This window comes from Pseudomonas sp. BIC9C, from assembly GCF_034541995.1.
Classification (GTDB): domain Bacteria; phylum Pseudomonadota; class Gammaproteobacteria; order Pseudomonadales; family Pseudomonadaceae; genus Aquipseudomonas; species Aquipseudomonas fluorescens_CC.
Genome location: NZ_JAWDGM010000004.1, coordinates 285,090 through 309,006, shown reverse-complemented (window position 1 = coordinate 309,006; position 23,917 = coordinate 285,090). Strand labels below are relative to the sequence as shown.

The window sequence follows — 23,917 nt, the reverse complement described above, 5'->3', positions numbered from 1 at the left end:
CAGAAATGGGGGGATCCATAGATGTGGGAGCGAGCTTGCTCGCGATGGACGTCAACGATAACGCGTGCTGACTGATTGATCGCGTTGTTCAAACGTTTTTCGCGAGCAAGCTCGCTCCCAGGGAAACGAGTTCAATTGCGATCAGGCCGGCCAGTAGGCCGCTTCGCTTTTGCTTTGGCTTTTGATCTTCTTGCCCCCTCGTGAGGCCGAACGTCAGGGGCAATAGCCTTTGGTTACTTGGGGCTTTTTCAAGTAACCCGCCGTCAGGGCGGAACCATAAGCCGCCATTACCAAAGTAACGGATATGCACACGGAAAAAACCGCGATTATCAGCGAATGAAGTGAATCTTCCCGCTGTCGTCATTGCCCATATAGATGCCATACACCCCAGCCTGGCGCTCCTCGATATAGCGCTCGAGGATCTGCCGTATCGCCGGGTAGTAGATGCTGTCCCAGGGAATGTCCTCGGGCGCGAAGAATTTGTAGTCGAGGGTTTCCGGGCCGTACTGGCCGGTGATCTCCAGCGCGATGGCGCGGAAGATGATGTACACCTCGCTGATCTGCGGCACGCTGAAAATCGAGTAGGGCGAGACGATTTCCGCGCGCACGCCGCTTTCTTCCCAGACTTCGCGCAAGGCCGCCTGCTCGGTGGTCTCGCCGCTTTCCATGAAGCCCGCGGGCAGGGTCCAGGTGCCGGGGCGCGGCGGGATGGCGCGCTGGCACAAGAGGTACTTGCCGTCCTGCTCGATGATGCAGCCGGCAATGATTTTCGGATTGACGTAATGGATGTAGCCGCAGCCGCGGCACATCAGGCGCTCGTGCGTATCGCCCGGCGGCAACTGCTGACCGAGATCAGCGCTGCCGCACCTGGGGCAAAAGCTCGGGCTGAACATCTCAGCGACCTATGCGTGGTTCTTTCAAGGCGATGGGCAGGGTGATCTGCGGCGTGGCGCCGGTTTCTTCCTGCTTGCGCTTGAGGTAGTCCAGGGCCACGGCCGCCGCCGCACGCACGTGGTCGACGCAAGCCTGGTGGGCGGCCAGCGGGTCTCCACTCTTGATCGCTTCGACCATGCGCTCCATTTCCTGGTTGCTGGCGCCGCGACGGTTTTCCTGGGACACCGAGGTCGCGCGCAGGTAGCTGATGCGTGCCTGCAACTGGCGCAGTTGAGTGGCTGCGACATGGTTGCCCGAGCCTTCGAGCAGCACGTCGTAGAAGCCCTGAACCGAGTCGATGACCTGTTGCAGCTCGCCGTCCTTGAGCGCCTTGCGGTTTTCTTCCAGGGCTTTTTCCAGGGCCTTGATGTCCTTGGCCTTGGCGCGCAGGGTGAACAACTGCACGATCAGCCCTTCGAGTACGCAGCGCAGTTCATAGATGTCCACGGCATCGGCCAGGGTAATGATCGCGACACGCGGGCCCTTGGCATCGGCGAATTCCACCAGGCCTTCGGATTCAAGGTGACGCAGGGCTTCGCGCACCGAGGTACGGCTGACGCCCAGGCGATCGCACAGATCGCGTTCGACCAGACGGTCTCCCGGCAGGAGCTGGAAGTTCATGATGGCGCTTCGCAGTTTATCCAGCACGATTTCGCGCAGGGTGACGGGGTTGCGATTGACCTGAAGCTGTCGTCGAGTGGCAGGCGTTTCATGGGGTCCGCTCTGATTGTGGCTGTCCATGCAAATAGGAGCACTGCGATTACGGGAATCTGCGTGCCCGGTCAGATCAAACAGCCAAGGGTTAACTGGAGGCCTCGGCATCGGCTTCGGCGAAGGCTTCACGGGCGAGCCGGAAACTGTCTACGGCAGCGGGGACACCGCAATAAATGCCGACCTGAAGCAATATTTCGCGTATTTGCTCACGACTCAGGCCGTTACGCAAGGCGCCGCGCACATGCAGCTTGAGTTCGTGCGGCCGGTTCAGGGCCGAGATCATCGCCAGGTTGATCATGCTGCGCTCCTTGAGCGACAAACCCTCTCGGCCCCAGACATGACCCCAACAATACTCGGTGACCATTTCCTGCAAGGGGCGGGTGAAGTCGTCGGCGTTCTCGATGGAACGATTGACGTAGGCTTCGCCCAGCACCTGGGTGCGGATCTTCAGGCCTTTTTCGTATTTTTCGTTGTTCATTTGCGTAACTCCCGCGGGCTCAAAGGCCGCCCATCAAGGTGTATTTGAGTTCCAGGTAATCCTCGATGCCGTACTTCGATCCTTCACGGCCCAGCCCTGAGGACTTGATGCCGCCAAACGGCGCGACTTCCGTGGAAATCAGGCCTTCGTTGATCCCGACCATGCCGTACTCCAGCGCCTCGCTCATGCGCCAGGCGCGGCCCAGGTCGCGGGTGTAGCAGTAGGCAGCCAGGCCGAACTCGGTGTCGTTGGCCATTGCGACGGCCTGGGCCTCGGTGTCGAAGCGGAACACGGCGGCCAGTGGGCCAAAGGTTTCATCGCGGGCGACTTTCATCTGCGTGTTGACGTCGATCAGCACGGTCGGCTGGAAGAAACCGTTGCCCAGCGCATGGCGTTCGCCACCGCACAGCAGTTGTGCACCCTGGGCCAGCGCGTCTTGCACGTGGTCTTCGACCTTGGCCACGGCACGCTCGTTGATCAGTGGCCCCTGGGTGACACCGACGTCGAAGCCGCTGCCGACCTTGAGCTGCGAAACCCGCTCGGCCAGGCGCGTCACAAAAGCGTCATGGATGCCGGCTTGCACCAGGAAGCGGTTGACGCAGACGCAGGTCTGTCCGGCATTGCGGAATTTGGCGATCAGCGCGCCATCGACGGCACGTTCCAGATCGGCGTCGTCGAAGACAATGAACGGCGCGTTGCCACCCAGTTCCAGCGAGACTTTTTTCAGGGTCGGTGCGCACTGGGCCATCAGCAGTTTGCCGATGGCGGTGGAACCGGTGAACGACAGTTTGCGTACCAGGCTGCTGCCGGTCAGCTCACCACCGATGGCGACGGCATCGCCGGTAATCACGTTGAAAATGCCCGCCGGAATGCCGGCCTGTTCCGCCAGCGCGGCCATGGCCAGTGCCGAGAACGGTGTTTCCGGAGCCGGCTTGACGATGCACGGGCAACCAGCCGCCAGTGCCGGGCCGGCCTTGCGGGTGATCATCGCCGCCGGAAAGTTCCACGGCGTGATGGCCGCGACAACGCCGATCGGCTCCTTGCTGACCACGATGCGCGCATCGCCCTTGTGACTGGGAATGGTGTCGCCGTAGATGCGCTTGGCCTCTTCGGCGAACCACTCGATGAAGCTCGCGGCGTAGAGGATTTCGCCCTTGGCTTCGGCCAGTGGCTTGCCTTGTTCGAGGGTGAGGATTTCGGCCAGGGCGTCGGCGTTTTCCAGCATCAGCGCGTGCCAGCGCTTGAGCAGGTTGCTGCGCTCTTTGGCGGTCAGCGCGCGCCAGGCTGGCCAGGCGTTGTTGGCGGCGTCGATGGCCAGGCGCGCATGCTCGGCGCCGAGGTTCGGTACCTGGCCGATCCGTTCACCGGTTGCCGGGTTGAAAATGTCCTGACAGGCGCCATCCGGCGCGTCCAGCCACTGGCCATTGATGTAGGCCTGCTGACGGAACAATTGCGAGGCTGCTGGGCTCATGCCGGCTCCTGAGAAAAGAGTGATCAGTCTGGTGCGGTACCTGTGGGAGCGGGCTTGCCCGCGAAGAGGCCGGCACATCCAACATTGATGGTGCCTGATACACCGCCTTCGCGGGCAAGCCCGCTCCCACAGGGTTTTGTGTACAACCGTCAGGCCAGCGCGGGCAGTGGCCCCAGCTTGCCTTTGTGGTAGATCATCGGCGTCACCGGTTGCTCGGGCAGGATCAGGTTCTTCACCGCGCCGACGATGATCGCGTGATCGCCGCCGTCGTATTCGCGCCACAGTTCGCACTCGATGATCGCCGTGGCCTTGGCCAGGATCGGGTTGCCCCGTTCGCTCAAGTGCCACTCGATGCCTTTGGCCTTGTCCTTGCCTTTACCGGCGAAGGCATAGGCTTCGGCGGTCTGGTCGGCGGACAGCAGGTGAATCGCGAACTGCTTGCTGTCGCGCAGCACCGGGTAGGTGTCGGAGCCGTAGTTGGGGCAGAACAGTACCAGTGCCGGGTCGATCGACAGCGCGCTGAAGGCGCTGGCGGTGATGCCGACGATGCCGCCGGCCGGGTCCAGGGTGGTGACCACCGTGACCCCGGACGGGAACGAGCTCATCACGTCTTTGTAAATGCCGGGTTCGATCATTTTCCAGGACTCCTAGCGCATCACGAAGGGATCAGGCATCGGTGCCTGGGACAGGTTGATCCACACCGTTTTCAGCTCGGTGTAGGCCAGCACCGAATCGATGCCGCTTTCGCGTCCATAGCCACTGTTCTTGAAGCCGCCGATCGGCGCCATGGCCGAGACCGCGCGGTAGGTGTTGACCCAGATGATCCCCGAACGCACGTCCCGGGCCAGGCGATGGGCGCGGCCCAGGTCGCGGGTCCAGATGCCGGCGGCGAGGCCGAACTGCGAGTCGTTGGCAATCGCCAGCGCTTCGGCTTCGTCCTTGAAACGGATGACCGAAGCCACTGGGCCAAAGACTTCTTCCTGCATGATCTTCATCGAGTTGCGGTCGCACTCGAACAGCGTCGGTTCGTAGAACCAGCCGTCGCCCAGATTGGCCGGACGCTTGCCGCCCAGGCGCAGGCGCGCACCTTCGGCAATGGCATCGGCCACCAGGCCTTCGACCACGGCCAGTTGCTGTGCGGTGGCCATCGGGCCCATTTCACTGCTGTCGTCCTGCGGGTTGCCAATGCGGATGCGCCGGGCGCGTTCAACCAGGCGACCGACGAACTCGTCATAGATTTCGTCCTGCACCAGCAAGCGCGAACCGGAGACGCAGCTCTGCCCGGAAGCGGCATAGATCCCGGCGATGGCGCCGTTGATCGCGCTGTCGAGGTCGGCGTCGGCGAAGATGATGTTCGGCGATTTGCCGCCCAGTTCCAGCGACAGCTTGGCGAAGTTCTCCGCACTGCTGCGCACCACATGCCGGGCGGTGGCCGCGCCACCGGTGAAGGCGATCTTGCGCACCAGCGGATGGCGGGTGAGGGCGGCACCGGTGCTTGGGCCATAACCGGTGACAACGTTGACCACCCCCGGCGGGATCCCGGCTTCCAGCGCCAGGCGCGCCAGTTCGAGAATGGTCGCCGAGGCGTGTTCCGAGGGCTTGATCACGATAGTGTTGCCTGCGGCAAGCGCCGGGGCGAGTTTGATCGCGGTCAGATACAGCGGGCTGTTCCACGGAATGATCGCGGCCACCACACCCATGGCTTCGTGCACGGTGTAGGCAAACAGGTCCGGCTTGTCCAGCGGCAGGGTGCCGCCTTCGAGCTTGTCGGCCAGGCCTGCGGTGTAGTGGAAGAACTCCGGCAGATAGCCGACCTGGCCACGGGTTTCGCGGATCAGCTTGCCGTTGTCGCGGCTTTCCAGCTGCGCCAGTTGTTCCTTGTTCTCGGCGATCAGGTCGCCCAGGCGTCGCAGCAATTTGCCGCGAGCGGTGGCCGTCAAGCCGCGCCAGGCCGGGCTGTCGAATGCCGTTTGCGCAGCCTGCACGGCGCGCTCGACGTCGGCTTCACCGGCGTCGGGCAGTTCGGCCCAGGGCTCGGCCAGCGCCGGGTTGAGGCTTTCAAAAGTCTTGCCGGTCAGGGCATAGACCCATTCACCGCCGATGCACATCTGGAAGCGTGCGAGAGTCATGCAACGATCCCCTTGATCTGGTTTTGTCTGGAGTGCGCGGCCTGAAGAAACTCCAGCAACAGCTGGTTGACCAGGCGCGGCGATTCTACGGGCATCATATGCCGTTGCTCGGCAAGTACGGCAACGGTCGCACCGGGAATGCGATCGGCCAGTTGCCGGGCCATTTCCGGGGTCGAGCCCGGGTCCAGTTCGCCGGTGGCGATCAGCGTCGGCACCTTGATGCCGCCCAGGTCGTCGGCGCGGTACATGTCCTGGGTGGCGAACAGTTCATAGGTGGTCAGGTAACCCTGCGGGTCATTGCCGGCCAGGGTCTGGCGAATCGCGGCGATCTGCGCCGGGTTCGCTGCCTGGTATTCGCGGCTGAACCAGCGTGACAGGGCCGCTTCGGCATTCGCGTCCGGCCCGTGTTCGGCAGCCTGGCTGGTGCGGGCGATAACCCCGGCGCGCTGCTCGGCGCTGCGGTTGAACACGCTGTTGAGCACCACCAGACCTTCCAGGCGTTGCGCATAGTGCAGGGCAAAGGCCCGCGCCACCAGCCCGCCCATGGAAAAGCCGATCACCGTTGCCTTGGGCAATTGCAGGTGGTCGAGCAGCTCCAGCAACTGGTCGGCATAGCCGAGCAGCTGCGTGCCGTTTTCCGGTCGCGGGCTGGCGCCATGGCCGAGCATGTCGTAGGCGATGACGCGGTACTTCGTGGCCAGGCCAACGATCTGGCCGCCCCACATTTCTTTGTTCAGGCCCACGCCGTGGATCAAGACCACGGGCTGGCCTTGGCCGGTCGCCAGGTAACTGGTGCCAGCCGGGGTGAGTTCAGCGGTGAGCCGAATCATGGAGCGCTCCTGCAATGCCTTCTTGTTGTCGTTGTGCTGGCCTTTACTGGGCTTTTTCGGCGGCCAGTTCTTCCAGGTCGATGTAGCGGTTGCCGATGCGCGGGTGCAGGCGGCCGCCGTCGGCGCAACCCAGGACCACGACGATTTCGTCGGCCCGTGGTGCGTCTTCGATCTGCATTTCCAGGGTGATGTAGTGTGAGCGCAGGCCTTCGTCGTCCTTGTGCATCATCGGGATCTGGATCGAGGTGCCCGGGCCGCCGCGCTTGTTGGTGAAGCTCAGGTAGCTCTTGGCCTTGACCGCTTCGCGGTAATGGTTGCCGAAGCGCAGGGTGTGGATCACCGCCGAAGCGTGTTCGATTTCGCCATCGGCGCCGACTACCGCAGCCTTGCCGTAAGCCTCGATCTTCTCGGCGCCGCCGATGATGCCCACCAGGCGCTCGACCATCAGTGCACCGAGGTCGGAGCAGTTGGCGCGGATCTGTGGTTTCAGGTCTTCGACGAAACCGTTGCCCAGCCAGGGGTTCTTCATCACCACGGCCAGACCGACCATGGTCACGGGCTTATCGGTGGCTTTGCCGCCTTCAATGAAGGTTTCTTCGACATAGCTGACGATCTTGCGGATTTCGAAACTCATGAGCTGCTCCGTAGAGGTTTGGGTGTCTGTGCGTCTGATGGTATACCATAATACCTGAAGCACAAGTCCCCGAACGGAGTTTCTGGCTGGATGGCGATGAAAAGCGTGCAGGCGAAGCGCTATGTGTGGCGGGAGGGACTTATGAAAGACGTAAAAAAACCCGGCTGATGAGGCCGGGTTTTTCGTTGAGTCTTGCGGTAAAGCACTGCATTCAGACAGCGCGGCTTTCGATCAGACGATCCGAACCGCCTTCGGCGACGCGGTTTTGCAGCAGTTTGTCGGAACCACCTTCGGCGACGCGGTTTTGCAGCAGCTTGTCGGAACCGCCTTCGGCAACACGTTTTTCCAGCAGGCGATCCGAACCACCTTCGGCCACACGATTCTCGATCAGGCGATCGGAACCACCCTCGGCCACACGGCTTTCAATCAGACGATCCGAGCCGCCTTCAGCGACCACAGGTTGAGCAGAGGTAGCGGCGAAAGCGTTAACTGCAAAAACCGAGAAAGCGATGCCGAGAAGGGTTTGGCGTTTCATGATGGTGTGCTCCGGGGTGCTGATGGGTTGGTATGGAGCAGATGTTACGCCGGGGATTTTTTAAGAGAACTTCATTGAATCAATGGTGACTATCGACGTAGTCAATGGATGATTTGGTGATCTTTGTGGGAGCGGGCTTGCTCGCGAAAGCGGTGTGTCAGTCGCCATCAATGTTGAATGTGCCGGCCTCTTCGCGAGCAAGCCCGCTCCCACAGGGTTCGCGGTGTTAGCGGGAAATAAGCCCGTGATCGATGGCGTACTTGACCAGCGCCGCCGGCTTGTCGATGTTGAGCTTGCGTCGAATGCTCAAGCGGTGTGTCTCCACCGTGCGCACGCTGATATCCAGTTCCCGGGCCATTTCCTTGTTGTTCAGCCCTTGCGCCATCTTCGACAGCACCTGGCTTTCCCTCGGGGTCAGTTCGTTGTCGGTGTTCCTGTCGGCGATCAGCCGCTGGGCGATTTCCGCGCTGTAGAAGGTCCCGCCGCTGCTGATGGCTTCGATGGCGGCGATGATTTCCCGTGACGGGGCGTTCTTGAGCACGTAGCCGCTGGCGCCGGAGCGCACCGATTCACTGACGTATTCGTAATTGTCGTACATGCTCAGCACCAGCACCTTGAGCGACGGGTACTGGCTGCGCAGCATGCGGGTCAGTTCCAGGCCGTTCATGTCCGGCAGGCTGATGTCGACCAGCAACAGGTCTGGCTGGCAGCGTCCGACCATCTCGATGGCCTCGGCGCCGTTTTCCGCTTCTCCAACCATTTCCAGGGGCGACATCACGGCCAGTAGCGCCTTGATGCCGTCGCGGACCAGGGAGTGATCGTCGACCAGGGCGACGCGGATCGGGGAGGGCAGGTTCATGCGAGGTTTCACTCTTGTAGTTTTGCGCCAGGTTTCATCGGCAGCAGTACGTCCAGCTCACTTCTGCCCGGCATCGAAATCAAATCGAAGCGCCCGCCAAAATGTTCGACGCGTTCGCGGATGTTACGCAAACCAATGCCGGCCTGGCGACGTTCGACCTGGGCAACGTTGAAACCAATGCCGTCATCGACCACCGTCAGCCGCACCGATTGTTCGCAGCCGCGCAGGGTTATGGACACGTTTTTCGCCCGGGCGTGACGTTCGATGTTGGTCAGGCCTTCCTGCACGATGCGAAACAATGCGACGGCGGCACCGTCGACCAGTTGGCAGTCGAATTCATTTTCGTCATAGGTCACGGTCAGCCCGCTGCGCTGCTCGAATTCCGCGGCCAATTGGCCGATGGCCGCCGGCAGGCCGAGGGTGTCGAGCAAGGAGGAGCGCAGGTCGTGGGAGAGGCTGCGGACTTCACCGATGGCATCGCCCAGGCGCTCGGTGGCGTCTTTCAGCGTGTTCAGGCCCTTGTCGTGGGCCTGTCCGCTTTCCAGCAGATGGCTGGCCAGTTCGAACTGAAACTTGATCGAGACCAACACCTGGCTGATGCCGTCGTGCAACTCGCGGGACACCCGCGATCGTTCCTCTTCCTGCAGGCTGACGATGCGCTGGGTCAGGCGCTGCAGTTTTTTGTCCGCCAACCGATGTTCGCTGACGTTGAGGGTCATGCCCGTGGCGAAGACGAACAGCACCGCGACAAGGGCAACCACGGCAATCGCCATCATGGTCTTGCGGATGCCCATGGCCACTTCGGCACGGGCCTGCTGGGTCGCGCGTTCGACGTCCTCAAGGTAGATGCCGGTACCGAGCATCCAGCCCCAGCGATCGAGCATCACCACGTAGGCGAGCTTGTCGGTCACCTGGCCGGAGGAGGGTTTGTTCCAGGCGTAGCGTTGAAAGCCTTCGCCCGATTGCGCGCTTTTGAGCAGCGCCTGAATCACCGGCAGGCCGTGGGGGTCTTTCATGTCCCACAGGTATTGCCCCACCAGTTCCGACTGCCGTGCGTGCATCAGGCTGCGGCCTTCGCGATCGTAGACGAAGAAGTAGCCGTTGATGCCGAAGCTGAGTTTGCGCAGTTCTTCCAGTACTTGTTGCTGGGCACGGGCGTCGCCGTGACCGTCGTCGTACAGCGGCGCGATCAGGCTCTGGGCCATTTCCACGTAGTTTTTCAGTTCCGCGCGCTTGCTCGCCAGAATGCTGTCTTCGATCAGTTGCGCCTGCTGATCGCCCAATTGGCGGTTGAGGGAAATCACCAGCGCGCAGATGACGGCAATGGCCAGCACCAGCGGCAGAATCCCGAGGGCGACGATCTTGTGTTTGAGCTGCATGTTGACTCCTGCCCGCGCGAAGGCTTGGGATCATAAGCCAAAGATACGTCGGGCCAATAACATTGCTGGACGGAATGACCTGGCGGGAGTGTGCAAGACCTGTGGGAGCGAGCTTGCTCGCGATGAGGGAGGCACATTCAGAAGCGATGTGGCTGAAAATCCGCTATCGCGAGCAGGCTCGCTCCCACATTTGATCGGGGATGCCCCGGTTCCGGTGGTCAACCCACATGAGATCGGTGTCATCTACGTAGAACTACGTAGATGCCGCGTACGTAGTAACGCGGATTTATTTGTGGACGGCATGCGCAGATATTGGGCCAGCTCCGCACCGCGGACACAATTATAAAAATTACCGCCGCAGTCACGAGCTGTCGGCAGGAGACCCTTCTATGCCCCGTCTGGCTAAACACCTCGCCTGGTTTGCCGTGGCTGTCCTGGGAGCGATTGCGCTGAGTGTCGTGGCCCTGCGCCGCGGTGAAGCGATCAACGCCCTGTGGATCGTAGTCGCAGCCGTCGCTATCTACCTCGTTGCCTACCGCTATTACAGCCTGTTCATCGCCAATAAAGTGATGCAACTCGATCCCAATCGGGCCACTCCCGCCGTGCTCAACAATGACGGTCTGGACTATGTACCGACCAACAAACACGTCCTCTTCGGTCACCACTTCGCCGCTATCGCCGGTGCAGGCCCGCTGGTCGGCCCGGTGCTGGCGGCGCAGATGGGCTACTTGCCCGGCACGCTGTGGCTGATCGCCGGCGTGGTGCTGGCCGGTGCGGTGCAGGACTTCATGGTCCTGTTCATGTCCACCCGCCGCAACGGCCGGTCCCTCGGTGACATGGTCCGTGAAGAAATGGGCCGTATCCCCGGTACCATCGCACTGTTCGGTTGTTTCCTGATCATGATCATCATCCTTGCGGTGCTGGCGCTGATCGTGGTGAAGGCCCTGGCCGATAGCCCGTGGGGCATGTTTACGGTGATGGCGACCATTCCGATCGCGATGTTCATGGGCGTCTACATGCGCTACATCCGCCCGGGCCGCATCGGTGAGATCTCGGTGATCGGCGTGGTGTTGCTGCTCGGCTCGATCTGGCTGGGCGGGCAGATTGCTGCGGACCCGGTGTGGGCCAAGGCCTTTACCTTTACCGGTATCCAGATCACCTGGATGCTGATCGGCTACGGTTTTGTCGCGGCGGTGTTGCCGGTGTGGCTGATCCTGGCACCGCGCGATTACCTGTCGACCTTCCTGAAAATCGGCACCATCGTCGCCCTCGCCATCGGCATTCTGGTGACCATGCCCGAGCTGAAAATGCCGGCGCTGACCCAGTTCATCGACGGCACCGGCCCGGTGTGGAAGGGCGGTCTGTTCCCGTTCCTGTTCATCACCATCGCCTGTGGCGCGGTGTCGGGCTTCCATGCGCTGATCGCTTCCGGCACCACGCCGAAGCTGCTCGCCAGTGAAGGGCATGCCCGCTACATCGGTTACGGCGGCATGCTGATGGAATCCTTCGTGGCCATCATGGCCATGGTCGCGGCTTCGGTGATCGATCCTGGCGTGTACTTCGCCATGAACAGCCCGGCGGCCGTGGTGGGCGCCGATGCGGTGGCCGTTGCGCAAACCGTCAGCAGCTGGGGCTTTGCCATCACGCCGGAAGCGTTGCAAGCGGTGGCCCACGACATCGGTGAAACCACCATCCTGGCCCGTGCCGGTGGTGCGCCGACCCTGGCGGTGGGGATCGCGCAGATCCTGCACCACGTGTTGCCGGGCGAGAACACCATGGCGTTCTGGTACCACTTCGCGATTCTGTTCGAAGCGCTGTTCATCCTCACCGCGGTCGACGCCGGTACCCGTGCCGGGCGCTTCATGCTCCAGGACCTTCTCGGCTCGTTCGTGCCGGCCCTGCGCCGCACCGAATCCTGGACCGCCAACCTGATCGCCACCGCCGGTTGCGTGGCCATGTGGGGTTATCTGCTGTACCAGGGCGTGATCGACCCGCTGGGCGGCATCAACACCCTGTGGCCGCTGTTCGGTATCTCCAACCAGATGCTGGCCGGTATCGCGCTGATGCTCGGCACCGTGGTGCTGATCAAGATGAAGCGCCAGCGTTATGTCTGGGTCACCTTGCTGCCGGCGGTATGGCTGCTGATCTGCACCACCACCGCCGGCTTCATCAAGCTGTTCGATGCCAACCCGGCGATCGGCTTCCTGGCCCTGGCCAAGAAGTACAGCGATGCCCTGGCCAACGGTCAGGTGCTGGCCCCGGCCAAGAGCATCGAGCAGATGCAGCACGTGATCTTCAACGCCTACACCAATGCAACGCTGACCGCGCTGTTCCTGTTCGTGGTGTTCAGCATCCTGTTCTTCGCGCTCAAGGTCGGTATTGCCGCCTGGGGCAGCAAGGAGCGTACGGATAAAGAAGCGCCATTCCAGGTCGTGCCGAATGCATAGGCGAGGAGGGCAGCATGTTCAATGACCTCAGTCGCCTCGGTAAATACCTCGGTCAGGCCGCGTGCCTGATGGTCGGCATGCCCGACTACGACAACTATGTCGAGCACATGCAGACCAGGCACCCGGACAAACCGGTGATGGACTACGAGGCGTTCTTCCGCGAGCGCCAGGAGGCCCGTTACGGCAGTAAAGCCGGACCGAAGTGCTGTTGAGTGAAACAAAAAAACCGGCTGAAAAGCCGGTTTTTATTGCGTGCAGGAACGCCCTGAATGTTTCAGGCCGCGTGGCGATCCGAATCGTCGTCGCCACTTTTATCCCGGGTCATGGAAGTGTTGCCCACCTTTTGACCATGGGGCTGACGATCCGGCCTGGCGATCTTGAGCGCACGGTCGGCAACCTTGGCGTTATGCATCAGGCGACAGAACACGGCGGCGACGATGATCGACAGCAATGTCCAGATGACAAAAACTTTGAGGAGCATGGCGAAACCTCTTGCGGCAAACGATCCTTCCAATCGCCAACATCCTTGTAGCAAATAACAGTGAAGCATTGTGGCAGGTGTTCATGATCTTGCCGATGTTCTCACGACCTGCTGCATCTTCGTGCTGATTTGAACTGTTTATCAGCTATCTCCCCGGTGGCAGCGACAGTTTCCCGGTCCGGTACTTTAATGGATGTTCTGGAGCGACAGATCACGGGGCTGTCATAGCCTTGAGGCTATGGATCCCATACCGAAAAGCTATTTCATCAATCGGTGATCCGGATCCACGCTCAAAGGTGGTTAGCTGAAAACAAAATCAAGAGGAGATGCCATGTCAACTGAATCGAAATGCCCGTTCAATCACGCCGCTGGCGGTGGCACGACGAACCGCGACTGGTGGCCGAACCAACTGAACCTGAAGATCTTGAGTCAACACTCGCCCAAGTCTGACCCGTTGGGGGGCGACTTCAACTACGCCGAAGCCTTCAAAAGTCTGGACTTCCAGGCGCTGAAAAAAGACCTGACTGCGCTGATGACCGATTCTCAGGACTGGTGGCCGGCGGACTTCGGTCACTATGGGCCTTTCTTTATCCGCATGTCCTGGCACGCCGCAGGCACCTATCGCACCGGTGACGGCCGGGGCGGCGCCGGTTCCGGCCAGCAACGCTTTGCACCGCTCAACAGCTGGCCGGACAACGTCAGCCTCGACAAGGCCCGTCGGCTGCTCTGGCCGATCAAGCAAAAGTACGGCAACAAAATCTCCTGGGCCGACCTGATCGTCCTCACCGGCAACGTTGCACTGGAGTCCATGGGCTTCAAGACCTTTGGTTTTTCCGGTGGCCGCCCGGATGTCTGGGAACCGGACGAAGACGTTTACTGGGGGGCTGAAAGCAAGTGGCTGGGTGGCGATGTGCGTTATGGCAAGGATGCCGGGCAAGTTCCCGCAGAGCGCACTCTGGAAACTCCCCTCGCAGCCGTGCAGATGGGCCTGATTTACGTAAACCCCGAAGGCCCAGAAGGCAACTCCGATCCGGTTTCCGCCGGGATAGACATCCGTGAAACCTTTGCGCGCATGGCAATGAACGACGAGGAAACCGTCGCGCTGATCGCGGGCGGTCACGCCTTCGGCAAAACCCACGGTGCCGGTCCCGTCGATCATGTCGGACCTGAGCCCGAAGCCGCCGGCCTCGAACTGCAGGGCCTGGGCTGGAAGAGCACGTTCGGTACCGGTAAAGGTGGCGACACCATCTCCAGCGGCCTGGAAGTGACCTGGACGACCACGCCAACCCAGTGGAGCAACAACTATCTGGAGAACCTGTTCGCTTACGAATGGGAACTGACCAAGAGCCCGGCGGGGGCCAACCAGTGGAAGCCGAAAAACGGCGCTGGCGCCGGTACCATTCCGGATGCCCACGATCCGTCAATACGGCGTGATCCGACCATGCTGACCACGGACCTGTCGCTACGCTTCGACCCGATCTATGAACCGATTTCCCGGCGTTTCCTGGCCAATCCGGACCAGTTGGCCGACGCTTTCGCCCGTGCCTGGTACAAGCTGATTCACCGTGACATGGGCCCGCTCTCGCGCTACCTCGGCCCGGAAATGCCGAACGAAGAATTGCTGTGGCAAGACCCGATCCCTGCCGTCGATCATCCGCTGGTCAATGACAGCGACGTGGCGGGCCTGAAAAGCAAGGTGCTGGCGTCCGGCCTGTCGGTCTCGCAGCTTGTATCGACAGCGTGGGCGGCGGCTTCCAGCTTCCGTGGCTCCGACAAACGCGGCGGTGCCAACGGCGGGCGTCTGCGCCTGGCACCGCAAAAGTCCTGGGAGGCCAACCAGCCGCAGCAACTGGCCAATGTGCTGGCCAAACTCGAAGGCATCCAGAAGGAGTTCAATAGCGCGCAAACCGGTGGCAAGAAAATCTCCCTGGCCGACCTGATCGTGCTCGCCGGTGGCGCGGGTGTCGAACAGGCTGCGAAAAACGCCGGCCACAGTGTGACGGTGCCGTTCAGCCCGGGACGCATGGACGCCAGTCAGGATCAGACCGATGTCGAGTCCTTCGGTTTCCTTGAACCGATTGCCGACGGCTTCCGTAATTACCTGAAGCAACAGTACCGTGTGCCGGCCGAAAAATTGCTGATCGACAAGGCACAACTGCTGACGCTCAGTGCGCCGGAAATGACGGTATTGCTGGGTGGGCTGCGGGTGTTGAACACCAATGTCGGGCAAACCCGGCATGGCGTGTTCACCCAACGGCCGGAGGCGCTGACCAACGACTTCTTCACCAATCTGCTGGATATGGGCGTGGAGTGGAAGCCGGTGTCGGATGCCCAGCAGGAGTATGAAGGGCGTGATCGCAAAACCGGTGCAGTGAAGTGGACGGGCACCCGGGTTGACCTGGTCTTCGGTTCGAACGCGCAGTTGCGTGCGCTGGCCGAAGTCTATGCCTGCGCCGATGCGCAGCAGAAGTTCGTCAAGGACTTCGTCGCCGCCTGGACCAAAGTGATGAACCTGGACCGCTTCGACTTGACTCGCAGCGTCTAGAGGAGAGGTTGTCATAACGCCGGCTTAACCGGCAAAAAGTGCCTCGGCTCGCCCTCCGGCTCCTGCATCAGCGGAGGGCGTCCAGCACTCAAGGCCGCCTGTAATGAAAGTTGAATCGTGTCGAGCGCGAGTCAGCTTTCAATAAATGAGCGGTTCTCTTCTCGAATGATGCGAGCAGCATCATCGTATAAAAACGGGAGAAACATATAACGGCGACCCTGGGTTACCGGAGTGGCTTCGTGCAACAGTGAACACGAAAACACCACGGCCCCTCCTGTTGGTGCGCTGTAAAGCACTTTTCCATACTCCGGGAAATGCAGAAAGCCACCTTCGTACTCTCCCGCATTAAGAAACAAGGAAACGGCAAAGCGGCGATGCGCCGTACCCTTCGTGGTGTTATCCCTATGGGGCCGGAAATGCCCGCCTTCCTCGCTGTTGTAGCAGGCCACCAGGTAGCGCTCCATTCGAGTGGCATTGAACTGGAACGCTTGATGTAGCTGTGGAAGCAGACGGTTGGCTATGCGCAACACACAGGCCTTGGTTAGAGCCTGATCTTCAATCACGCAGTCACGACGTCGTTTGTGGCCATGGTCGGTGACCTGGACGGTTTTACCCGATTGCTCGGTCATGAACCCGGATTCCTCTCCGCCACGTTCGTCGTAATAACGTATCAGTGCTTTACACAGCGAGGGCTCGAATATACGGGGAACCACCAGGACGGGTGCGTGTGGCGTGGCGGCGCGTGGCGGAGTCGGTGCCGGTAATCTGTCCAGAAAGCGCATCAACGAGGGGACATGGTTATCAATCGGTGTTTCTATCGGGACGACGGCCAGGACACGCAGCGCAGGATCCAGCACATAGGTGATTTGCCTGATGCTGCCGTCTGGTTGCAACGTACCGTAGAGCTTGCTGACTGACCGATCGAAATCCCAGATGAAGCGCATGCCAGGTATCGAACTTTCCACCCGCTTGAGTTTTTCATCATCCGGATCTACGGAAACACCAAAGAAGCAGACGTGATCATCATCGAACCGCTGGCGATGGGCCCGAATACCTTCCAGAACTACAGTTGATGCAGGATCCGCCGCAGAACCAAAAAAATAAAGTACGACATACCGACCGGCGATAGTGTCGAAACAAAAGCGTTCTCTCAGTTGAGTTCGGCAATAGAACCAGGGGGCTGGTTGGCCGACTGAAAATGCTGTGGCGCGCATCACAACTCCTTGCCGGTTGGCCGTGGTTGCGGGTAAAGCTAGTTCAGTCTTGTTGATGTTGCCTGGAGCGCTGAGGGCGACTCCTCATTCATGACTTGTCTCTCTGGTTTTACCAGGATTGTCATGCCTGGGCGTCGGCAGACCAGGCCTCGATCACCGATTGCAGGAACTGCTCCGACAATCGAGGGTTATCCAGGGCCCTGGCGATCAGTACTGCCCCGGTGATCGATGACAGGATGCGCAAGGCTTCCTGGTGTTTTTCGTCATCGGTTTCACCGTCGACCAGTGGCATCAGCGTTTCGATCAGGGTCTGAACGCCTTTGGTGAACGAGTGGCTGACGGCACCGCCGTTGCGCGCGACATCGGCCCCCAGGGCGGGGATCGGGCAGCCTTCGGTCCAGTTGGTCAGGTGGGCTTGGGTCAGGTAACCCTTGAGCAGTTCGGGGATGGACTTGGCCGCTCGCCAGTCTTCGATGTTGGTTTCGAACGTGCGGCTCACAGCCTCCGACGCCAACTGCTCCTTGCCACCGGGGAACTGTCCGTAAAAGCCGCCATGGGTCAGGCCCACCGAGCGGGAAAGTTCGCCGATGCCAATGCCGTCGATGCCTTTTTCCCGGTACATCTTCGAGGCCGCGCCGAGGATCGCTTCCTTGTTGGCGGCTGCCTGGTCTTTCGTCACTTTCATGAGTGGGTCCTGTCATCCGATGAGCGCCCTGGCAAATTTTTGCTCAGGGGCTGGTATTAATTATGGTCGTAATATAAATTCGCGGCAATGGTTTTGCCGGTCTCGAGCCCGTGGCTCAAGTCAAAACACCTCACAGGGTGCTGACCCATGAAACGTAATGATCTGCGCAGTATCGACCTCAATCTGCTGGTGGTTTTCGAGGCGCTCATTCAGGAACGCAACGTCACTCGGGCCGCAGAAAGACTTTCCCTGGGCCAACCGGCGGTCAGCGGCGCATTGGGTCGTCTGCGCAGACTGTTCAACGACCCTCTGTTTAAACGCATTGGCCACAAAATGGAACCGACCACCCGCGCCTTGCAGGTGGCGCAAGCGCTTGGGCCCGCACTGGACTCCATTTGTTCCGTTGTCAGTCTGACGGCTTGCAATAAAAAACCCAGTTAATTCATAGGCTTGATCTGAACCTTCATTTTTTTGTGCCTATACATGATAGTCATCATTAATGGTGATAACCAAGTTCACTCCGTTCAATTCGTCGCTGCCCTCTGTGAGGCCGAGAATTTTCCAACCCCTAAACCGTCTGGCGGACACTACTCATGGAACAGTCACTCAAACCTTTGCGTTATCCCCTTGCTGCATTGGCGTTGGCGACCATCACTGCCTGCGGTCACGCACCCGATGCCGCCCAGGCACCGGGTGCGCCGCATGTCACGGTCGCCAAAGTGCTGGAGCAACCCATCACGGAATGGGACGAAGTCACCGCCCGTCTGGAAGCGCCGGAAACCGTCGTGGTTCGCCCGCGGGTTTCGGGGCAGATCGATCGTGTCGCCTTCACGGATGGCGAGTCGGTAAAGAAAGGGGATTTGCTGTTCCAGATCGATCCACGACCATTCGAACACGAAGTGCATCGCCTTGAAGCGCAATTGCAGCAAACTCGCGCCACGCTGGCTCGAACCGCCAACGAAGCGCAACGCGGCCAGCGCCTGCTGAGCAGCAATGCCATCTCTGCGGAACTGGCCGACACGCGCAACACCAGCGCCCAGGAAGCCAGGGCCGCCGTCGATGCCGTGCAGGCACAACTCGATCTTGCACGCCTGAACCTGAGCTTCACCCGCGTTACCGCGCCAATCAGCGGCCGGGTCAGCCGTGCCGAAATCACCGCCGGCAACATCGTCACCGCCGACACCTCGGCGCTGACCAGCGTGGTCTCCACCGACAAGGTCTACGCCTATTTCGATGCCGATGAGCGCCTGTTCCTCAAGTACGGCCAACTCTCCCGTGAAGGCCGGCGCAGTCAATCCACGCCGGTGTACATGGGCTTGTCGAACGAGGAGGGCAACAGCCACCTGGGGCAGATGAACTTTGTCGACAACCAGGTCAATCCCAAGACGGGCACCATTCGTGGCCGTGCGGTGTTCGACAACGCCGACGGCCAATACACCCCGGGGTTGTATGCCCGATTGAAGCTGGTGGGCAGCGCGGCCTATGCCGGCCTGTTGATCAAGGACGAGGCCGTGGGTACCGACCTGGGCAAGAAGTTCGTGCTGGTGATCGACCAGGACAACAAGGCCGTGTACCGCAGCGTCGATCTGGGACCGAAGCTCGAAGGGTTGCGCATTGTGCGCAGCGGTTTGCAAAAGGAAGACCGGATCGTCATCAACGGCCTGCAACGGGTTCGTCCCGGCGCAGTGGTCGCGCCTCAGGATGCGCCAATGGCCGATGCGCAAACCGTCGCCACCCTGGCCCGTCAACGTCAGGCCATCGAGGCGGGTAACCAGCCCGTCGCTCCGTCCCCGGCATTGGTGAAAACCGATGCTGCCGTTTCGCCTCGCGGATAAAGGAACACTGTCATGAAGTTCTCCCGGTTCTTTATCACGCGGCCGATCTTCGCCGCGGTGCTGTCGCTGTTGATCCTGATTGCCGGCGCCATCGCGCTGTTTCAGTTGTCGATCAGCGAATACCCCGAGGTGGTACCACCGACCGTCGTCATCCACGCCAACTACCCGGGCGCCAACCCCAAGGTGATTGGCGAAACCGTTGCCGCGCCGCTTGAACAAGCCATCACCGGCGTCGAGAACATGCTCTACATGTACTCGCAGTCCACCGCCGATGGCCGGCTCACCCTCACGGTGACCTTCGCCCTGGGCACCGACCTGGACAACGCCCAGGTGCAGGTGCAGAACCGCGTCACGCGCACCGAGCCAAAACTTCCCGAAGAAGTGACGCGCATCGGCATCACCGTGGACAAGGCATCGCCCGAGTTGACGATGGTGGTGCACCTGACCTCGCCGGACAAGCGCTACGACATGCTGTACCTGTCCAACTACGCGATCCTCAACGTCAAGGATGAGCTGTCGCGCCTGAACGGTATCGGTGACGTGAAGATGTTCGGTATCGGCGATTACTCGCTGCGCATCTGGCTCGATCCGAACAAGACCGCTTCACGCAACCTGACCGCGACTGACGTGGTCAACGCGGTTCGTGAACAGAACCGTCAGGTCGCTGCCGGCCAACTGGGCGCACCACCTGCGCCCAACGCCACGAGCTTCCAGATGTCGATCAACTCCCAGGGGCGGCTGGTCACCGAGGAGGAGTTCGAGAACGTGATTGTCCGCAGTGGTCCGGACGGCGAGATCACTCGCCTCAAGGACATTGCGCGGATTGAACTCGGCTCCAACCAGTATGCCCTGCGCGCCTTGCTCAATAACCAGGAAGCGGTGGCGATGCCGATCTTCCAGCGTCCGGGCTCCAATGCGATCGACGTCTCCGACCAGGTACGGGCGAAGATGGCCGAACTGAAGAAAGGCTTCCCGGAGGGCATGGACTACGAGATCGTCTACGACCCGACCATCTTCGTGCGCAGTTCGATTGAAGCGGTGGTTCACACCCTGTTCGAAGCGCTGATCCTCGTGGTGCTGGTGGTGATCCTGTTCCTGCAAACCTGGCGCGCCTCGATCATTCCGTTGGTCGCTGTGCCGGTATCGTTGATCGGCACCTTTGCCGTGATGCACCTGTTCGGTTTCTCGCTCAATGCCCTGTCGCTGTTCGGCCTGGTGCTGGCCATCGGGATCGTGGTCGATGATGCGATCGTGGTGGTGGAGAACGTCGAGCGCAACATCGAGTTGGGCCTCGAGCCGATCGAAGCCACCAAGAAAGCCATGGGCGAGGTGACCGGCCCGATCATCGCCACGGCGCTGGTGTTGTGCGCTGTGTTCGTGCCGGCAGCGTTCATCTCGGGCCTGACCGGGCAGTTCTACAAGCAGTTCGCCCTGACCATTGCCATCTCGACCGTGATCTCGGCGTTCAACTCCCTGACCCTGTCGCCGGCATTGGCCGCGGTATTGCTCAAGGCCCACGGCGCACCGAAAGACCGTTTCTCCAAAGTGCTGGATCGTCTGTTCGGTGGCTGGCTGTTCAAACCCTTCAACCGTGTATTCGAAAAGGCCAGCCATGGCTATGTGGTTGCCGTCGCCAAGGTCATTCGTGGCAGCAGCGTGGCCTTGCTGGTGTATGCCGGGCTGATCGCCATGACGTACATGGGCTTCAGCACCACGCCGACCGGTTTCGTGCCGACCCAGGATAAAAAGTACCTGGTGACTTTCGCGCAACTGCCGGACGCCGCCAGCCTTGATCGCTCGGAGTCGGTGATCCGTCGCATGAGCACCATCGCCATGAACGAGCCAGGTTTTGACAGCGCGGTGGCGTTCCCCGGCCTGTCGATCAATGGCTTCACCAACAGCCCGAACGCCGGCATCGCCTTCATCGGTTTGCGGCCCTTCGATGAACGCAAAGACCCGAGCCTGTCGGCAAAGGCGATTTCCGCTTCACTGAACGCCAAATTCGGCAGCATTCAGGACGCCTACATCGCCGTGTTCCCGCCACCGCCGGTTCAAGGGTTGGGCACTATCGGTGGTTTCAAACTGCAGATCGAAGACCGCGGCAACCTGGGCTATGAAGCCCTGTACAAAGAGACCATGAACGTCATCGCCAAGAGCCGCAGCGTTCCGGAACTGGCCAATCTGTTCACCAGCTTCACGGTGAACGTGCCGCAGGTCGACGCCGCGATTGACCGGGAAAAAGCCAAGACTCACGGCGTGGCCGTCAGCGATATCTTCGATACGCTGCAGGTGTACCTGGGATCGCTGTATGCCAACGACTTCAACCGTTTCGGCCGCACCTATCAGGTCAACGTTCAGGCCGACCAGCAGTTCCGCCTGGAGCCGGAGCAGATCGGCCAGTTGAAGGTGCGTAACGACCATGGAGAAATGATCCCGCTCGCCACGTTCATCAAGGTCAGCCCGACGTCGGGGCCAGATCGGGTCATGCACTACAACGGCTTCATCAGTGCGGAAATCAACGGCGCGGCGGCGCCCGGCTTCAGCTCCGGCCAGGCCCAGAAAGCCATCGAGAAACTGCTCAAGGAAGAATTGCCCAACGGCATGACCTACGAGTGGACCGACCTGACCTACCAGCAGATCCTGTCCGGCGATACCGCGTTGCTGGTGTTCCCGCTCTGCGTCCTGCTGGCGTTCCTGGTGCTGGCGGCACTGTATGAAAGCTGGAGCCTGCCGCTGGCGGTGATCCTGATCGTACCGATGACGCTGTTGTCGGCGATTGCCGGGGTGATCCTTTCCAGGGGCGATAACAACATCTTCACCCAGATCGGCTTGATCGTACTGGTGGGCCTGGCGTGTAAGAACGCGATCCTGATCGTCGAGTTCGCCAAGGACCGGCAGGACCAGGGCCTGTCGCCGCTGGATGCTGTGCTCGACGCTTGCCGCATGCGTCTGCGGCCGATCCTGATGACCTCGATCGCTTTCATCATGGGCGTGATTCCGTTGGTGACTTCCACTGGAGCCGGTTCGGAAATGCGTCGGGCCATGGGGGTCGCCGTGTTCTCCGGGATGCTCGGGGTGACCTTCTTCGGGTTGCTGCTGACGCCGGTGTTCTTCGTCCTGATTCGTCGCTACATCGAGCGTAAAACCGCGGGCAAGGCGCCCCAGGTTAAGTCGCTCAACGTTATTGATTCGGAGGCACACTGATGAATGCTTACAAGCTCTTTCTTCCCGGCCTCCTGGTCGCGGCACTGGCCGCCTGCACCGTAGGGCCGGATTACAAGACCCCGGACACGGCACCTGCCCATGTCGTCTCGGCACAAGGGGCCCACTACGATCAGTCGCGTTTCGAAACGCTGTGGTGGCAGCAATTCGATGACCCCACACTGAATCAGTTGGTCGGCAAAGCGCTCGATGGCAACCGCGATCTGCGCGTGGCCTTCGCCCGCTGGAAAGCCGCCCGCGCCATCCGCGATGACATCAGCAACGATAATCTGCCGGTGGTCACCAGCCGGGTCAGCAGCACGCAGGGCAAGGCACAGGTGCCGGGTCTGACCGAGCATCGGGTCAACACCGAGCGCTACGATCTGGGCCTGGACATGGCCTGGGAGATCGATCTGTTCGGGCGTATCCAGCGCGAACTGGAATCCAGCGATGCCCGGGAAGACGCCACGGCGGCGGACCTGTACCAACTGCGGGTGACCATGATCGCCGAACTGGTGGACGCCTATGGTCAGTTGCGCGGTGCGCAACTGCGGGAAAAAATCGCCTTGGCCAACCTCAAGAACCAGAGTGAATCGCGCACCGTGACGGTGAGCCTGCGTGACGCTGGCGTGGGTAACGAACTCGACGTGGTGCGTGCCGATGCCCGGTTGGCGGCCGTTGAGGCGAGCGTGCCGCAACTGCAAGCGGAGCAGGTGCACCACAAAAACCGCATCGCCACGCTGCTGGGTGAACGCCCGGACACGCTGAGCATCGACTTGAGTCCAAAGGACTTGCCGGCCATCGCCAAGGCGTTGCCGATTGGCGATCCCGGCGGGCTGTTGCATCGGCGGCCGGATGTGCTCGCGGCAGAGCGCCGGCTGGCGGCTTCAACGGCCGATGTCGGCGTGGCCACCGCCGACCTGTTTCCACGGGTGAGTTTGAGCGGGTTCCTGGGGTTCATAGCGGGGCGTGGCTCGCAAATCGGTTCCAGTGCCGCCCGCGCCTGGAGCCTGGGGCCGAGCATCACCTGGGCCGCGTTTGACCTGGGCAGTGTGCGGGCGCGAATTCGTGGCGCAAACGCCGACGCCGAGGGGGCATTGGCGACCTATGAGCAACAGGTGTTGCTCGCACTGGAAGAGTCGGAAAACGCCTTCAGCGACTACGGCAAACGCCAGCAACGCTTGCTGTCGCTGATCAAGCAAAGCGAGTCGAGTCGCGCAGCGGCCGACCTGGCGGCGACGCAATACAAGGAAGGGGTGGTGGACTATCTGGTGTTGCTGGACGCACAACGTGAGCGGTTGAACGCCGAGGATGCCCAGGCACTGGGTGAAACCGACCAGTACCGGGCCATTGTTGCGATCTACAAATCCCTGGGTGGCGGTTGGGACAGCGGTGAAACCCTGGCGAAAAACAACTGACAGACCCGTTGTTATGGTTGTAGGAGCGAGCTCGCTCGCGATGGTCGTTAACGATGACGCGCCTTTGTTGGTTATACGCGGCGCTCTTGAGTCCATCGCGAGCAAGCTTGCTCCTACAGTCAGTGCAAT

20 protein-coding genes and 1 pseudogene are annotated in these 23,917 nt (G+C 60.9%); 7 read left to right on the top strand and 14 right to left on the bottom strand.

What is annotated here, in order from left to right:
- Positions 1-329: 329 nt before the first annotated feature.
- From RS887_RS19240 to RS887_RS19190, 11 genes and pseudogenes are all read right to left on the bottom strand, one after another.
- On the bottom strand, positions 330-893 hold the full coding sequence (locus RS887_RS19240; RefSeq protein WP_322616588.1) for an NUDIX hydrolase: 564 nt from the start codon (positions 891-893) through the stop codon (positions 330-332).
- Position 894: 1 nt separating this feature from the next.
- Positions 895-1,646, bottom strand: a pseudogene (locus tag RS887_RS19235) (GntR family transcriptional regulator).
- A gap of 89 nt (positions 1,647-1,735) precedes the next feature.
- Entirely contained in the window at positions 1,736-2,125 is a 390-nt protein-coding gene (locus RS887_RS19230) for a carboxymuconolactone decarboxylase family protein (protein WP_007991919.1), read from the bottom strand.
- Positions 2,126-2,144: 19 nt separating this feature from the next.
- Positions 2,145-3,596: an NAD-dependent succinate-semialdehyde dehydrogenase gene (locus RS887_RS19225; protein WP_322616587.1), complete on the bottom strand. Its 1,452-nt coding sequence runs from the start codon at positions 3,594-3,596 to the stop codon at positions 2,145-2,147.
- Between the two features lie 149 nt (positions 3,597-3,745).
- Positions 3,746-4,231 carry a flavin reductase family protein gene (locus tag RS887_RS19220; RefSeq protein ID WP_008019716.1) on the bottom strand — a complete coding sequence of 162 codons (486 nt, stop codon included), beginning with the start codon at positions 4,229-4,231 and terminating at the stop codon, positions 3,746-3,748.
- Positions 4,232-4,243: 12 nt separating this feature from the next.
- The gene (locus RS887_RS19215) at positions 4,244-5,725 is read right to left on the bottom strand and encodes an aldehyde dehydrogenase (RefSeq protein WP_322616586.1); all 1,482 of its coding nucleotides are present in this window, start codon (positions 5,723-5,725) and stop codon (positions 4,244-4,246) included.
- Positions 5,722-6,555: an alpha/beta fold hydrolase gene (locus tag RS887_RS19210; RefSeq protein WP_322616585.1), complete on the bottom strand. Its 834-nt coding sequence runs from the start codon at positions 6,553-6,555 to the stop codon at positions 5,722-5,724. The genes RS887_RS19215 and RS887_RS19210 overlap by 4 nt, the downstream gene beginning before the upstream one ends.
- A gap of 43 nt (positions 6,556-6,598) precedes the next feature.
- Entirely contained in the window at positions 6,599-7,189 is a 591-nt protein-coding gene (locus tag RS887_RS19205; protein WP_007978708.1) for an amino acid synthesis family protein, read from the bottom strand.
- Positions 7,190-7,400: 211 nt separating this feature from the next.
- Positions 7,401-7,724 carry a hypothetical protein gene (locus RS887_RS19200; protein WP_322616584.1) on the bottom strand — a complete coding sequence of 108 codons (324 nt, stop codon included), beginning with the start codon at positions 7,722-7,724 and terminating at the stop codon, positions 7,401-7,403.
- Positions 7,725-7,950: 226 nt separating this feature from the next.
- Positions 7,951-8,583 (bottom strand): response regulator transcription factor, encoded by a 633-nt coding sequence (locus RS887_RS19195; protein ID WP_322616583.1) that lies wholly within the window; start codon positions 8,581-8,583, stop codon positions 7,951-7,953.
- A gap of 8 nt (positions 8,584-8,591) precedes the next feature.
- A complete protein-coding gene (locus RS887_RS19190) occupies positions 8,592-9,962 on the bottom strand; it encodes a cache domain-containing protein (RefSeq protein ID WP_322616582.1) in 1,371 nt (456 codons plus the stop codon).
- A gap of 389 nt (positions 9,963-10,351) precedes the next feature.
- Between RS887_RS19190 and RS887_RS19185 the strand changes: the two genes are divergently transcribed.
- Both RS887_RS19185 and RS887_RS19180 read left to right on the top strand, forming a co-directional pair.
- Positions 10,352-12,409, top strand: coding sequence for a carbon starvation CstA family protein (locus tag RS887_RS19185; RefSeq protein WP_322616581.1), 2,058 nt, complete (start codon positions 10,352-10,354; stop codon positions 12,407-12,409).
- Between the two features lie 14 nt (positions 12,410-12,423).
- Entirely contained in the window at positions 12,424-12,621 is a 198-nt protein-coding gene (locus tag RS887_RS19180) for a YbdD/YjiX family protein (protein ID WP_322616580.1), read from the top strand.
- A gap of 62 nt (positions 12,622-12,683) precedes the next feature.
- Here RS887_RS19180 and RS887_RS19175 read toward each other — a convergent pair whose 3' ends face one another.
- Positions 12,684-12,890 carry a hypothetical protein gene (locus tag RS887_RS19175; RefSeq protein ID WP_322616579.1) on the bottom strand — a complete coding sequence of 69 codons (207 nt, stop codon included), beginning with the start codon at positions 12,888-12,890 and terminating at the stop codon, positions 12,684-12,686.
- A 331-nt stretch (positions 12,891-13,221) separates the two neighbouring features.
- Here RS887_RS19175 and katG point away from each other — a divergent pair, with 331 nt between their 5' ends.
- Positions 13,222-15,435: a catalase/peroxidase HPI gene (katG, locus tag RS887_RS19170; RefSeq protein WP_322616578.1), complete on the top strand. Its 2,214-nt coding sequence runs from the start codon at positions 13,222-13,224 to the stop codon at positions 15,433-15,435.
- A gap of 131 nt (positions 15,436-15,566) precedes the next feature.
- Here katG and RS887_RS19165 read toward each other — a convergent pair whose 3' ends face one another.
- Both RS887_RS19165 and RS887_RS19160 read right to left on the bottom strand, forming a co-directional pair.
- On the bottom strand, positions 15,567-16,649 hold the full coding sequence (locus RS887_RS19165) for a 2OG-Fe(II) oxygenase (protein ID WP_322616577.1): 1,083 nt from the start codon (positions 16,647-16,649) through the stop codon (positions 15,567-15,569).
- A 121-nt stretch (positions 16,650-16,770) separates the two neighbouring features.
- On the bottom strand, positions 16,771-17,334 hold the full coding sequence (locus tag RS887_RS19160) for a helix-turn-helix domain-containing protein (protein ID WP_322616576.1): 564 nt from the start codon (positions 17,332-17,334) through the stop codon (positions 16,771-16,773).
- A gap of 147 nt (positions 17,335-17,481) precedes the next feature.
- On the opposite strand from RS887_RS19160, the gene RS887_RS19155 reads away from it, so the two are divergent.
- The 4 genes from RS887_RS19155 to RS887_RS19140 all read left to right on the top strand — a co-directional run bounded on the left by RS887_RS19155 (position 17,482) and on the right by RS887_RS19140 (position 23,788).
- Positions 17,482-17,775 carry a LysR family transcriptional regulator gene (locus RS887_RS19155; protein WP_322616575.1) on the top strand — a complete coding sequence of 98 codons (294 nt, stop codon included), beginning with the start codon at positions 17,482-17,484 and terminating at the stop codon, positions 17,773-17,775.
- Positions 17,776-17,927: 152 nt separating this feature from the next.
- Positions 17,928-19,169 (top strand): multidrug efflux RND transporter periplasmic adaptor subunit MexE, encoded by a 1,242-nt coding sequence (gene mexE, locus RS887_RS19150; protein ID WP_008018632.1) that lies wholly within the window; start codon positions 17,928-17,930, stop codon positions 19,167-19,169.
- 12 nt (positions 19,170-19,181) lie between these two features.
- A complete protein-coding gene (locus tag RS887_RS19145) occupies positions 19,182-22,373 on the top strand; it encodes an efflux RND transporter permease subunit (protein WP_322616574.1) in 3,192 nt (1,063 codons plus the stop codon).
- Complete coding sequence (locus RS887_RS19140; protein ID WP_322616573.1) at positions 22,373-23,788, top strand: TolC family protein; 1,416 nt, start codon at positions 22,373-22,375, stop codon at positions 23,786-23,788. Before RS887_RS19145 ends, RS887_RS19140 begins: the two co-directional genes overlap by 1 nt.
- Positions 23,789-23,917 lie beyond the last annotated feature (129 nt).